Annotated in this window: 11 protein-coding genes; 6 read left to right on the top strand and 5 right to left on the bottom strand. The window is 60.6% G+C overall.

What is annotated here, in order from left to right:
- Window positions 1–31: 31 nt before the first annotated feature.
- From WMW70_RS21235 to fnr, 3 genes are all read right to left on the bottom strand, one after another.
- Window positions 32–919, bottom strand: coding sequence for a hypothetical protein (locus WMW70_RS21235; protein WP_341439460.1), 888 nt, complete (start codon window positions 917–919; stop codon window positions 32–34).
- Entirely contained in the window at window positions 916–1,737 is an 822-nt protein-coding gene (locus tag WMW70_RS21230) for a hypothetical protein (RefSeq protein WP_341439459.1), read from the bottom strand. The genes WMW70_RS21235 and WMW70_RS21230 overlap by 4 nt, the downstream gene beginning before the upstream one ends.
- A gap of 363 nt (window positions 1,738–2,100) precedes the next feature.
- Window positions 2,101–2,838, bottom strand: a complete 738-nt coding sequence (gene fnr, locus WMW70_RS21225; protein ID WP_341439458.1) for a fumarate/nitrate reduction transcriptional regulator Fnr — start codon at window positions 2,836–2,838, stop codon at window positions 2,101–2,103.
- Window positions 2,839–3,060: 222 nt separating this feature from the next.
- On the opposite strand from fnr, the gene WMW70_RS21220 reads away from it, so the two are divergent.
- Genes WMW70_RS21220 through WMW70_RS21210 form a run of 3 tightly spaced genes read left to right on the top strand, consistent with a single transcriptional unit; the run spans window position 3,061 to window position 5,370 of the window.
- A complete protein-coding gene (locus WMW70_RS21220; RefSeq protein WP_341439457.1) occupies window positions 3,061–3,966 on the top strand; it encodes a universal stress protein in 906 nt (301 codons plus the stop codon).
- 50 nt (window positions 3,967–4,016) lie between these two features.
- Window positions 4,017–4,688 (top strand): phosphoribosyltransferase, encoded by a 672-nt coding sequence (locus WMW70_RS21215; RefSeq protein ID WP_341439456.1) that lies wholly within the window; start codon window positions 4,017–4,019, stop codon window positions 4,686–4,688.
- 13 nt (window positions 4,689–4,701) lie between these two features.
- Window positions 4,702–5,370 carry a dienelactone hydrolase family protein gene (locus WMW70_RS21210; protein ID WP_341439455.1) on the top strand — a complete coding sequence of 223 codons (669 nt, stop codon included), beginning with the start codon at window positions 4,702–4,704 and terminating at the stop codon, window positions 5,368–5,370.
- Window positions 5,371–5,398: 28 nt separating this feature from the next.
- Here WMW70_RS21210 and WMW70_RS21205 read toward each other — a convergent pair whose 3' ends face one another.
- Window positions 5,399–6,382: a magnesium transporter gene (locus WMW70_RS21205; protein ID WP_341439454.1), complete on the bottom strand. Its 984-nt coding sequence runs from the start codon at window positions 6,380–6,382 to the stop codon at window positions 5,399–5,401.
- 321 nt (window positions 6,383–6,703) lie between these two features.
- Between WMW70_RS21205 and cfa the strand changes: the two genes are divergently transcribed.
- Window positions 6,704–7,873 (top strand): cyclopropane fatty acyl phospholipid synthase, encoded by a 1,170-nt coding sequence (cfa, locus tag WMW70_RS21200; RefSeq protein ID WP_341439453.1) that lies wholly within the window; start codon window positions 6,704–6,706, stop codon window positions 7,871–7,873.
- An 87-nt stretch (window positions 7,874–7,960) separates the two neighbouring features.
- A complete protein-coding gene (gene groL / locus WMW70_RS21195) occupies window positions 7,961–9,577 on the top strand; it encodes a chaperonin GroEL (RefSeq protein WP_341439452.1) in 1,617 nt (538 codons plus the stop codon).
- 135 nt (window positions 9,578–9,712) lie between these two features.
- On the opposite strand, the gene WMW70_RS21190 is transcribed toward groL, so the two are convergent.
- Complete coding sequence (locus WMW70_RS21190) at window positions 9,713–10,528, bottom strand: formate/nitrite transporter family protein (protein WP_341439451.1); 816 nt, start codon at window positions 10,526–10,528, stop codon at window positions 9,713–9,715.
- Between the two features lie 200 nt (window positions 10,529–10,728).
- Here WMW70_RS21190 and WMW70_RS21185 point away from each other — a divergent pair, with 200 nt between their 5' ends.
- The gene (locus tag WMW70_RS21185) at window positions 10,729–12,081 is read left to right on the top strand and encodes an MFS transporter (RefSeq protein ID WP_341439450.1); all 1,353 of its coding nucleotides are present in this window, start codon (window positions 10,729–10,731) and stop codon (window positions 12,079–12,081) included.
- Window positions 12,082–12,107: the final 26 nt, after the last annotated feature.

Here is a 12,107-nt window from a genome sequence, read left to right as displayed (position 1 = left end):
TGTGTGCCTCCTGGCTTGTCTCGGTCGTGGCTTAGCGTTGGGTCAGCAGGGCCTGGCGTAGCCGCCCGAAACTAGGTGCCGTAGTGCGCTTCAGGTGCTGAGCGCTGAGACTGACCACAGGGGCCATGGCGATGGCGAAGGCGGCACCGAGCTTGAGTTGGTCGGAGAACCAGGGGGCCTCGTAAGCCGGGGTGGTCGACCAGTTCTGCCGGATTTCTTCGCTTTGCAGGTTGACGATGTTGCTGAACGCGGTGCTGGGGTCTTGCGGGTCTTTGCGGAACTGCAGGGCGATTTCCGCCAGTTCGACCAGTTCAGCATGGGTAAAGGGCAGGCCGGCGTCGCGAATCTGCAAGGGCGGCTGCTCCTGGCGGCGCATGATGCAGTACACCGTTTGTCCGCCGCAGGTTGGATCGCGCTGGTACAGCTGCAGGTCGTAGGGCTGATTGGTGGCCACGGCGCGGCCATCGCCGGAGTAACTCACGCCGAAATCCCCACGGTTGTCCTGCCTTGGGTCCCCCTGCAAGAGCGCCAGTTCGCACTGCACGACACGGCTGCCGAGTTGGTCGATGCGGGCTTGCAATTGGCTGGCATTGGCCTGGGCGGTGCTGTTGTCAGGTGGGTTGGCACCTTGGGCGAATACTTGCCAGCTATTGGCGGGCTGGGCGGCGATCAGGTCGAAGAAGGCGTCGATGCAGGCCGGGCTGTCGAGGTGGGCCAGGTTCAGGCTGTTGTGGTTATCAAAGTTGCTGACCACGGCGGTGATGATGCAGGAGGTGGCACTGTCGGAGTAGGCCGTCAGCGGCGTGTCGGCCAGCATGAAGGTTTGGTAGTTACCTTGGTCGACATAGAAAAACCCTTGCGCGGGTGGTGCAATAGGCGTTTGGTTGGCGAGCTTGAGGCTGATGTCGATGGGGCTCATGACAGGATCTCCGGAAATAGGCTGAGGGGGTTGGTCTTAGGGTTGCCGTTGATCTGGTACTCACACTGCGCGCTGCCGGCACTGGCACTGAACAGCGCGGTGGCCTGGGTGTGAAATTCGATGCCCAGGTAGTCAGTTTCACGGCAAATCGATAGCTCTGTTTCTCCGTAATACTGGTCGCTGAGCAGGGTCTTGATGCCCTGATGGCTGGGGTCGACTTGCAGAATGGTTTCAGCGCGCTGCAGGCGCAGATAGGTGCTGTGATTGGCCGAGTAATCCACGGCATTGGGTTGCAGGCGAAAATTGTTGGTAGAAACGAAAAAACCGCCTGTTCGCTTGATCAGGCGCACCGAGTCCTGGTTAAACGGGTTGGGCATGTACTCGATCAGCATGCTGATCGGCTGCGTCTTCTGGGGATCTGCCCAGCCGCTGATCAAGGAAATGTCCGGTGCCGGAAATGGTGTGTTGCCACCTGTGTTGCGATAGAAATCAATCAGGCTCTGCGCCGCCTCGGTGGCGCTGGTATGGCTGCTGATGCTGGCCTCGTAAGCCGCAAACAGGGCCTCGGCTTGGGCGCTGCTGGCGTAATAGTTGGCCGCGGTGGTGGTGTAGGTGTCGGCGGCGACAAACGCCACGCCATGGTCATTAACCCCGGCCCAGATCCCCGCGCTGCCCTGGCGGGTCATGGCAATGTAGCTATTTACGCCGTTACTGCCGGCCCGCACATCAGGCGAGTTGAAGGCGGTGACAGGGATCAGGTCGCACTGTTTGAAGGTGTAGATGCTGCCGCCGTCAAAGACGGTTCCGATGGTGCACATAGGGAGTTCCTTTCCTGTTTGCGAGATAGGGACGAGCGCGCGCGATCGGTCTCACGCATAGGGTGAGCCGATAAAGCGCCAGGGTGTTTTCTTACGACGGAAATGGCTTTGGCAGTGCAGAACCGCCAAAAGGGAGCGAGATACAGAGGCGCGGCCTTGCGCATGGGGGACATAGCTCGAATTCCTTTTCAAGGTTCACTGAGCATAGTCCAGTCTGTTCGGATGCCAAGGGCTCAGTTGATGGGGCACCACATGAGAATTGGAGGTGTCTAGAAGACCTGGGGCGATTCAGAACCCCTCCGGCCGCATTGCACATATTGGTCTGTAGTGGCGACTTGATTCTGGCGTTGCTCTGGCGCGGGCCTACGCCTTGGGCTTGCCCTGCTGAAGCAGGGCCTGGATATCCAACAGGCGCACTTCATGACCGCGGCAGGTAATCAGATTCAAGTCGCGGAAACGGCTGAACAGGCGACTGACAGTTTCGGTAGTCATGCCCAGATAGTTGCCGATTTCACTGCGATTCATCGGCATGACGAAGCTCGAAGCGGAAAGCCCTCGCTTGCTATAACGGGCGGAAAGATTGACCAGGAAGGCCGCCAGGCGCTGCTCCGCGCTTTCACGCACATGGCTGTGGTGTTCCTGTTCCTCATGGATTTCCCTGCTTAGGATGTAGAGCAGTTGTTTGCGCAGCCCTGGAATAGAGCCCGCCAGCTCTTCCAGTTGGTGCAGCGGAATGGCACATACCAGCGAGGTATCCAGAGCGACACTGTAGCTGGGGTAGCAATCTCTGCCGAAGGCATCCAGACCAATTAGTTCGCTCGGCAAATGAAAGCCGATGATCTGCTCGACCCCGTCCGGATTGAGCAGGTAGCTCTTGAAGGCTCCGGAGCGCAGGGCATATACATGCTGCACTGGGTCGCCCGCGCGAATCAGGTGTTCGTGCTTACGCAGCGGTCGATTGCGTTTGATGGCGTCCTCAAGGCGATTGATTTCGCTTTCGTTAAGGCTGACCGGCAGGCACAGGCGAGCCAGAGAGCAGCCATGGCAGCTGATGTGCAGGGGGGGCGACGACCCCATCTTGTCTAGTGGGTTTTCAGCCATTGAATATGCCTTTAGACACTTAGACTAGAAATGAGAGTGTAGAAGAGGCTATCTCCATTTTTCAGTCATTCGTCAGTTGATGGCATTTTGAGCGCCACAGGAACTATTCATCAGAGCTGCCGCACTGCGATGTAAAATTGACGAATATCAATTCACCCGCTCCGGCCTAGCCGCAGGATGTAGCTTGATCTGGTTCAAGTACGAACGAGACGGAGGTGGAGGATGAACCAAAGTCGAAGAATTCTGCTGGTCGGTCATGACGGGCAGCGCAAGTCTGCCGCTTTCCAGAGGGCGGCAGCGCTGGCAATGGCTGGCAACATGCCGCTTCATATCGCAGTACTTGTCGAGCCTTTCATGACCTATTCGCTGCTGGCCAATGAGAGTCGGGAGCCGATACGCCAAAGCATGCTCAATGAGCAGCGTCGATGCTGGAGCGAGGAAGTTGATGTCCTCAGAGGAAAAGGCATCCAGGCCACCTGCTCGGTGGCCTGGGCCGAGAACCTGCATGAGGAAATCCTTTGCCACGTGCGAGAGCTTCAGCCGGTCATGCTGGTAAAAGACATTCAGCGCGAACCCGTGCTCAAGCGAGCTTTCGTCACGCCACTGGACTGGCATCTGTTACGTAGCTGCCCCGTGCCGCTGCACCTGGTCAGTAATGCTCATCATCCGAAGCCGCGGATAGTCGTGGCGGCGGTCGACCTGACCGATCCCGAAGCACAGCATTCTGGCCTCAACGATCAGATCATTACGACAGGCGTCAGCCTAGCCACGCAATGCAATGCCGAGTTTCAAATGCTCTATATTCACGAAAATGTGCCGGCTTACCTGGCCAGCACCGGCGAAGCGGTGGTCGACTGGGCAGAGATTAACGAGGAGTTACGCGTTTCGATGCATCAGTCCTTCGTGGCTCTGGCTGAACGGCATGACATCCCACAAGAACGACGTCATTTCATCACTGGGCAGCCGATCAAAGGCATCATCGAGTTTGCCCAAACCCACCACGCCGATGTCGTGGTGATGGGCCGCGTTCACCGTAACGTGTTGGGCAAGTGGATCGGCAGTACGACCGAGGCGGTGCTTCACAGGCTGTCAGGCAGTGTCCTTGCGATACGGCCCGAAGCCAGCTGAGTCGCTCAAACGCTGCGATCGTCGCCAAGCGACATAAAACGAGGCGCAGGATGAACCGCACCGACTCACTCCAGATTCCAATTCCTGATCGTCGGGCCGCCGGTAAGGCACTCGTAACTATGCTGCTCTCGTATAAAGGTCGACCTGACACCATTGTTCTCGCCCTGCCACGCGGCGGAGTTCCAGTCGCCTACGAGATTGCAGTTGCTTTGGAGTTGCGCCTGGATTTGATGACGGTGCGCAAGCTCGGTGTGCCTTTCCATGATGAGCTGGCAATGGGTGCCATTGCTAGCGGTGGTGTGCGGGTTCTTAATCGTGATGTGGTGAATATGCACGGCATCGACGAAGCTACGTTGAATGAGGTAGCGCAGCGGGAGCTGTTGGAGTTGCGGCGTCGGGAGCGAGTGTATCGCGGTGATCATGCCTTGCCGGATCTGCGAGGCCAGCAAGTGATTCTGGTCGATGACGGGCTGGCTACGGGGGCCACCATGCGGGCGGCTGTGCGAGCCGCGCGCAGCCAAGGTGCGGCGAGGATTGTCATTGTCGTACCCGTAGCACCAAACGACACTCTGGCTGAACTGCGGGAGGAGGTGGACGAGGTGATCTGTCCATTCGCGCCCGATTTCTTCACAGCGATCGGCTGCTGGTATATGGATTTTTCACAGATCACCGATCAGGAAGTGCTCGATCTGCTACAGCGGGCCTGGCAGCGAAAGCTGTAGGAGGAGGTGAGCGATGCACCGGCCACTGAGCATTGAGTTGGCTGATGTGCGACTGATTGGCGACCTGTTGCTGCCGGAACGGGCGCTGGGCCTGGTGGTGTTCGTGCATGGAAGCGGCAGCAGCCGCTTGAGCCCACGCAATCAGCAGGTGGCGAGATATCTGAATGAACAGCGCCTGGCGACCCTGCTGTTCGATCTGCTTACCGGATCCGAGGAGCGAATCGACCGCATCACCTGTGAACTGCGTTTCGACATTCCATTGTTAACGCAGCGGCTTGTCGGAGTACTTGACTGGATCGCTGCCGAGCCTGAGCTGAGCTTTCTGCCCGTTGGGCTGTTCGGTGCCAGCACTGGGGCGGCTGCGGCAATTCTGTCCGCTATTGAGCGACCCGAACGGGTGAAAGCGATCGTTAGCCGCGGCGGCCGTACCGACCTGGCTGGCGGCAAAGTGCAGCTGTTGAATGTACCTATATTGCAAATTGTTGGAGCTCGCGATCCGCTCACACTCGGTCTGAACCGCAAGGTCAGCCAAGAGCTTGCTTGCGAGCAACGCCTGAACGTGGTGCCTGGGGCGACGCACCTGTTCGAGGAACCGGGCACCCTGCAGGAAGTGGCACGTCTGGCGGCGCAATGGTTCGAGCAGCATCTGCACGAGCCGAGCCAGCCTGGGGCCGGGCGCTGAGCGAGTCGCTGTGCGAAGGGCCTGCGACTCATAGCAGCAGGGTTGCGATACCAAGGTAGATGAGGATCGACAGCAGGTCCTGTACAACGGTTGCCAGCGGGCCGCTGCCGAAGGCTGGGTCCATCGAGCCCGTGCTGAGCAGCCAAGGCAGTAGCATGGCTGCTAGGGTGGCGGTGCCACAGGCTGCGAAGACCGAGAGGCCAACACAGAGGGCAATTTCCGGCTCGTGCCACAGCAGCCATACCAGCGGACCTGCGATCAGAGCCAGGGCGAGGCCGATGGCCAGCCCCACCATCAACTCGCGGCGCAGCATTTTGCGCATGCTTATGCCCACAGAAAGGCCACGGACCACCACGGTTTCGGTCTGGGTACCGACCGCATCCGCCAGGTAGATGATCCCTGGCAGAAAGAACGCCAGCATTACCTGGTCTTGCAGCTGGGCCTCGAAACGGCCAACGAAATTCGCTGCCAGCAGCGCCCCGAAAAGTCCAACCAGCAACCACGGGATGCGATGACGGAAACGTCGTAGGACCGGCTCCTCACTAGAAGTGCGTGCAACCTCGGTATCTTTGATGAATCCACCGAGACGGGTGAGGTCCTCCTCGTGCTCGCTCAGCAGCACAGCTAGCAGGCGATGGGGTGGGATTACACCGATCAGCTCTCCATCGGAGTCGACGACGGCGAGTGCCGACTCTTGATGGCGCACGGCGCGCCAGGCGGCAATTTCCTGGTCTACCCCCGGAGCCACTCTGGGGGCGTCGCGATCCATCAAGGTATTCAGGGTGACATCGGCGGGCGCACCCAGCAGATCTTCTATTCTAAGCAGGCCGAGGAAGTACTGGTCACTGCAGATCACAACGTGGCTGGCGCATTCGTAATGCTGCTGCATCAGAGCCGTGCGGGTTTCACCGACCCGTTGCTCCGGGGCGAACACTGGTACGTGATGCGTTGCGTGCTGCGCTGCGGTTTCAAAACTGATTCGCTCGGGGCTGACCTGGGTAGTCGATGACATTGACATCTCCTAGCCTGCTGGAGGCGAAGTGGGGGCTTCGTCACATACGAAATATAGGCGCAATTGGCGGCACCGCCTGGTCATGCACGCCCCCCCGGCCTGTCGCCGCTTTTCTTGATGTTGATCAAACCCGCAGCGGAAACGGCAGCCTAGCCTGAATTCGATGCTCGGACGATGGCAGGCCATGGCCGGGCAGGTGAAGGAGTTGCGTCATTCGACAGCCCCATCGGCCTGTCTGCTGCTTCGATGCAGGGCTGAGTACAGCGGCAGATGGCCGGCGCGAACTCGCGACGCAGCCTGGCACGAATGAAGGGGACGGCGATGCTTCAGAGCAAGCTTCCACTGCGCCATTACGAACGGTTACCGGGCGAGGAACAACGTCAGGCCAGGGACAAGGTCGAGTGGCTGTTGCGGCAGGCTGGCATCGGCCTGAACGGCAGTCAGCCGTGGGACATGCAGGTGTCTAACGAACAACTCTATGCACGTATCCTGGCCCAGGGCACCCTGGGCCTGGGCGAAGCCTATATGGATGGCTGGTGGGACTGCGAGCAACTCGATCAGTTTACCTGCCGGGCTCTGCAGGCAGATCTGACGGAGCGTATCGCGTTCACTTGGCACGATGCGGGCCTGGCATTGCGCGGCTTGCTGGCTAACCTGCAGTCGAAGGCACGGGCCAGCATCGTTGGCGAGCAGCACTACGACATCGGCAATCGGCTGTACGAGTGTATGCTCGACTCGCGCATGACCTACACCTGCGGCTACTGGCGCTTAGCCGCCGATCTGGAAGAGGCCCAGGAGCATAAGCTCGACCTGGTGTGCCGCAAGCTCGGCCTGCGTGAAGGGCAGCGCCTTCTGGATATCGGTTGTGGCTGGGGCAGCTTCGCTGAGTTCGCCGCGCGACGCTACGGTGCCAGGGTGGTTGGCATCACCATTTCCCGGGAGCAGGCGGAGTTGGCCAGGCAACGCTGCCGGGGGCTGCCGGTGGAGATACGCCTGCAGGACTACCGCGACCTCAGGGAGAGCTTCGAGCATATCGTTTCGCTGGGTATGTTCGAGCATGTCGGCTGGAAGAACCACCGTACGTACATGCAGGTGGTGCAGCGCTGCCTGACGGCAGACGGTCTGTTCCTGCTGCATACCATCGGTGCCAATCGCAGCGGGATACACGGCGATGCATGGATCGACCGCCACATATTTCCCAACGGTAATCTGCCCAGCATCGCGCAGATCGGCCAGGCCATTGAGCCCGGCTGGGTTATGGAGGATTGGCACAACTTCGGTGCCGACTACGACCGCACCCTAATGGCCTGGCATGCCAATTTCGAGCGTCACTGGGGTGAACTGGCGGCTTACTACGATCAGCGTTTCTACCGCATGTGGCGATACTACCTGCTGACTTGTGCCGGCTCTTTCCGTGCCCGCAGGAACCAGTTGTGGCAGATCGTATTGGCCAAGGGCGGTGTGCCGGGCGGCTACCAGGCACCGCGCTGAGCAGGCTGCTTGATGTGGATCAAAACGTCTCGCCAATCCAGGATCAAAGCTTATGCCCATAAGGCGAGCAAGTGAGAGGGCTAGGTCATGGCGCACAGCAAAATCCTGTTCGGCGGCAGCGCTCGCGAAAAAGTGCTGCGCGGCGCTACGCAACTGGCGGAGGCGATCCGGGTCACTCTCGGGCCGAAGTCAAAATCTGTGCTGATCCAGACCAAATGGGGCCCCCCACAGGTGTGCAATGACGGCGTGACCATCGCCAAGCAGGTCAATCTGGAAGACCCCGAGGAGAGTCTGGGGGCGCAGATGCTGCGCCAGGCCGCAGTGCGCACCGGCGACGCGGTGGGCGATGGTACCAGCACCTCGACTGTACTGGCCCATGCGATCTTTGCCGATGGCGTGCGCAACGTGGTCGCCGGGGCCAGCGCCATCGACCTCAAGCGCGGTCTTGATCTCGGCCTGCGGTTGGCCATCGAGGGACTGCAGGGGCAATCCAGGGCCGTATCCACGCGCAAGGAGAAGGCCCAGGTGGCGACTATCTCCGCGCACAATGACGAGGTCATCGGCGAGTTGGTGGCTGACGCTTTGGAGAAAGTCGGCAGTGAAGGGGTGATCAGCGTCGAAGAGTCGAAGACCACCGAGACCCTAGTGGATGTAGTCGAGGGCATGCGCTTCGATCGCGGGTACGTCTCACCGTATTTCGTCACCGATACCGACAAGATGCAAGTGGAGCTAGAGGATGCCTACCTGCTGCTCAGCGATCAAAAGCTCGCGCTGCTCAAGGATCTGATTCCGCTTCTGGAACAGGTCGCCAAGAGCGGCAAGCCACTGGCTATCATTGCCGAAGACATCGAAGGTGAGGTGCTTACTACCCTGATCGTTAACCAGATTCGCGGGGTACTGCATGCGGTGGCGGTTAAGGCACCGGGCTTCGGCGATAGACGCAAAGAGATGCTCCAGGATATTGCCGTACTGACTGATGGCGTGGTGATCTCCAGCGAGCTAGATATTCGCCTGGAGCAGGTCAAACTCAACCAGCTCGGCCGGGCTCGCAGGGTGGTGGTGGACAGGGACAGTACCACTCTGATCGGCGGTGCCGGCAGTCGCCAGGCGATTGAGGCGAGAGTGCAGCAGATTCGTCAACAGATCGGCAAGGCCAGCAGCGATTATGACCGCGAGAAGCTGCAGGAACGATTGGCCAAGCTCGCTGGTGGTGTTGCGGTAATTCGCGTCGGTGCCCCCACCGAGGCGGAAATGAAGACCCGCAAGGATGCCCTTGATGATGCCATCGCAGCGACAAAGGCTGCCGTTGCCGAGGGCATAGTGCCGGGTGGCGGTCTGGCACTGCTACGCTGCGTGCCGACGTTAGTTGCCGCAGAGGCTAAGTGCGAGGGAGACGAGAAGACCGGCCTGCAGATACTACGCCGTGCCTTGGAGGCACCGGCGCGAATCATCGCCGAAAACTCGGCGGTGGATGCTGGCGTGGTGGTCGCGCGGATGCTCGCCGAGCAGAGCAGTGTCGGCTTCGATGCCGCGGCCAACCGCTACGTGGATATGTACGCGGCCGGCATCATCGACCCTACCAAGGTGGTGCGCGTGGCTCTGGAAAATGCCGTCTCGGTGGCCAGCGTGCTGCTCCTGACCGAGGCGACCATGACCGAGGTCGCGGCAAAGGAAAGCCCCGAACCGCCTCCATTCCCCGGCTAGTCAGAGCACACAGGGGTTATCGGAACTCATCACTCAGGTCGGCGGGGCACGGCGGTTGCCCCATTCAGGGTGGCCTGAGAAAAAGCTGGATGGCGCGGCGTCGGGCGAGGTTGGTACACAACGACCGGCATCCAGTCAGTGTGCCGAGCTATCAGGTTCACCACGCAGGTAAGCGAGCCAGTAAACGCCTGCAACCAAGAGCGTGCCGCCGACGATATTCCCAAGGGTAACTGCGAGCAGGTTGCCGGCTACACCGGATAAAGCTATCGAGCCCTGCTCGCCCAGCGCCAGGCCGTAAGGCAGGAAGAACCAGTTGGCGATGGAGTGTTCGAAGCCGACGGTCACGAAAGCGCTGATGGGAAACAGAATGGCGATGATCTTATCGAAAACGCTGTGTCCCCCCATCGCCAGCCAAACTGCCAGGCATACCAGGGTGTTGCTCAGCACCCCACGGGCAAAGGCTTCGAGCCAGGACAACTCGGCTTTTGCCTGAGCAATCTGCTGCGCACTAATGCCCACGGCACCGTCGCCCATGCCGGCGGTGTTGGCCCCGAGCACCAGCACTACGGTACCCAGGCAACCGAGCACATTGCCCAGGTAGACCAGGCACCAGTTGTGCAATACCTCGCGCGTGCTGATCAGGCGGCTGGCCCAGGCCATCGCCAGCAGATTGTTGCCGGTAAACAACTCGGCACCGCCGACCACCACCAGCACCAGGCCGAGACAGAAGCCCAGCCCGCCGAGCAGGCGGGTGACGCCGAAGCCGAGGCTGCTCTCAGTGACGATCACCGTGAACAAAAGCGCGCCAAGGGAAATAAATGCACCGGCAAGCAGTGCCAGCACGAACAGGGTCAGGGGCTTGGCCCGCGCTTTGGCCACGCCCATATCCCGAACGCGCTGGGCAATCTGGCAAGGTTGGTAGGCGTCGTGGAACAGGTTTTGCTCGGCCATGCTGAGAATCCCCCGCAAGGAAAGGGTGCTTGAGCAGGATAGTGCAGCGAACCCTCACGCAGCGGATTGATGCAGAACAACAGAGTTTGAGGCCATGTGCTGGTTAGGGGGCTAGAGTTATAGCGAGCGCAGTCTAAGGCCGACAGGCAACACGTTGCAGGCCGCTTCTTGTGCTGTTCCCTCGGCAGATTGTGGATCACATGGCCATAAACCTGTTTCCCCAGAGCGCACTCAACCCCGATGTGCGCAAACGCGAAGTGTTCGGTTGGGCGATGTATGACTTCGCCAACTCGGGTTATACGACTGTGGTGCTGACTGCGGTTTTCGGGGCCTATTTTGTGGCGGGAGTGGCCGCTGCCGAGGCATGGGCTACCCTGGCCTGGACCAGCGCGCTGGCGCTCTCCAGCCTGATCGCGATGTGCAGCATGCCCGCCATTGGGGCCTACGCCGACCTGCGCGCCGCCAAGAAGCGCCTGCTGGTGCTATCGACCCTGGGGTGCGTAGTGGGCACAGCCGCGCTGGCAGGTGCGGGAACGGGGGATGTCGCCTGGGCTCTGGTGGCTGTCGTGTTTTCCAATGTGTTCTACACCTACGGCGAGTCGCTGATCGCCGCTTTCCTGCCCGAACTCGCACGCGAGGAGCGTATGGGCAGCGTGTCCGGCTGGGGCTGGAGCTTCGGCTACCTGGGCGGCATGCTCACCCTGGGGCTGTGCCTGTGGTATGTGACCTGGGCCCAGGGCCAGGGGTTGCCCGCCACGCATTTCGTGCCGGTGACCATGTTGATCACCGCCGCCATCTTTGCCATCTCGGCCCTGGTCACCTTTGCCCTGCTCAAGGAGCGCGCCCAGCCGCAGATACAGCAGGCGGAAGAAACCGGCCTGCAGGCTTCGCTGGCCAGGCTGAAGCGTACCTGGCACGAGGCGCGCCTGTTTCGCGATTTCAGCGCCTTGCTGGTCTGTCTGGTGGCCTACCAGGCCGGTATTTCGGTGGTTATCGCACTGGCGGCTGTGTATGCCGAGCAGGTGCTGGCATTCCAGCAAACCGAAACCATGATGCTGATCCTCCTGGTCAACATCGCCGCGGCGCTGGGCGCATTTGCCTGGGGCTATGTGCAGGATCGTATCGGTCACAGACCGGCTCTGGGCATTACCTTGGTGGGCTGGATTGTCATGACCGTACTGGTCGCGCTGGCCACCGATCCCTTTCTGTTCTGGGTGGCTGCCGTGATCGCCGGCCTGTGCATGGGCAGCAGTCAGTCGGCCGGCAGAGCCTTGGCTGGCTTGCTGGCACCCGAGCAACAGCGTGCCGAATTTTTCGCTCTGTGGATGTTCGCGGTGCGCCTGTCAGCCATTCTCGGGCCCATGACCTATGGTCTGGTCACCTGGCTGAGCGCTGGCAACCACCGCCTGGCTATCGGGGCCACGGGCCTGTTCTTCGTCGCCGGTCTGGTGCTGTTGGGCGCGGTGAATGTGCCGCGCGGCATCGCTGCAGCGGCAGCGGCCAACCGCAAGGCCCGCGGCCAGGCCCCGGCTGAGCAAGCTGGCGGGGGTTAGCCAGAATGCACTTCGTTGGCGGTATT

The sequence above is a fragment of the Pseudomonas sp. XK-1 genome (assembly GCF_038069885.1).
Taxonomy (GTDB): domain Bacteria; phylum Pseudomonadota; class Gammaproteobacteria; order Pseudomonadales; family Pseudomonadaceae; genus Aquipseudomonas.
Note: the sequence above shows the minus strand (reverse complement) of the source record. Positions and strands in the feature narration are given on the sequence as shown.

Excerpts from the sequence above, each read along its gene's own strand:
- groL (WP_341439452.1), top strand. The coding sequence starts at position 7,961 with ATGGCGCACAGCAAAATCCTGTTCGGCGGCAGCGCTCGCGAAAAAGTG.
- WMW70_RS21210 (WP_341439455.1), top strand. The coding sequence starts at position 4,702 with ATGCACCGGCCACTGAGCATTGAGTTGGCTGATGTGCGACTGATTGGC.
- WMW70_RS21190 (WP_341439451.1), bottom strand. The coding sequence starts at position 10,528 with ATGGCCGAGCAAAACCTGTTCCACGACGCCTACCAACCTTGCCAGATT.
- cfa (WP_341439453.1), top strand. The coding sequence starts at position 6,704 with ATGCTTCAGAGCAAGCTTCCACTGCGCCATTACGAACGGTTACCGGGC.
- WMW70_RS21185 (WP_341439450.1), top strand. The coding sequence starts at position 10,729 with ATGGCCATAAACCTGTTTCCCCAGAGCGCACTCAACCCCGATGTGCGC.
- WMW70_RS21235 (WP_341439460.1), bottom strand. The coding sequence starts at position 919 with ATGAGCCCCATCGACATCAGCCTCAAGCTCGCCAACCAAACGCCTATT.
- WMW70_RS21220 (WP_341439457.1), top strand. The coding sequence starts at position 3,061 with ATGAACCAAAGTCGAAGAATTCTGCTGGTCGGTCATGACGGGCAGCGC.
- fnr (WP_341439458.1), bottom strand. The coding sequence starts at position 2,838 with ATGGCTGAAAACCCACTAGACAAGATGGGGTCGTCGCCCCCCCTGCAC.
- WMW70_RS21230 (WP_341439459.1), bottom strand. The coding sequence starts at position 1,737 with ATGTGCACCATCGGAACCGTCTTTGACGGCGGCAGCATCTACACCTTC.
- WMW70_RS21215 (WP_341439456.1), top strand. The coding sequence starts at position 4,017 with ATGAACCGCACCGACTCACTCCAGATTCCAATTCCTGATCGTCGGGCC.
- WMW70_RS21205 (WP_341439454.1), bottom strand. The coding sequence starts at position 6,382 with ATGTCATCGACTACCCAGGTCAGCCCCGAGCGAATCAGTTTTGAAACC.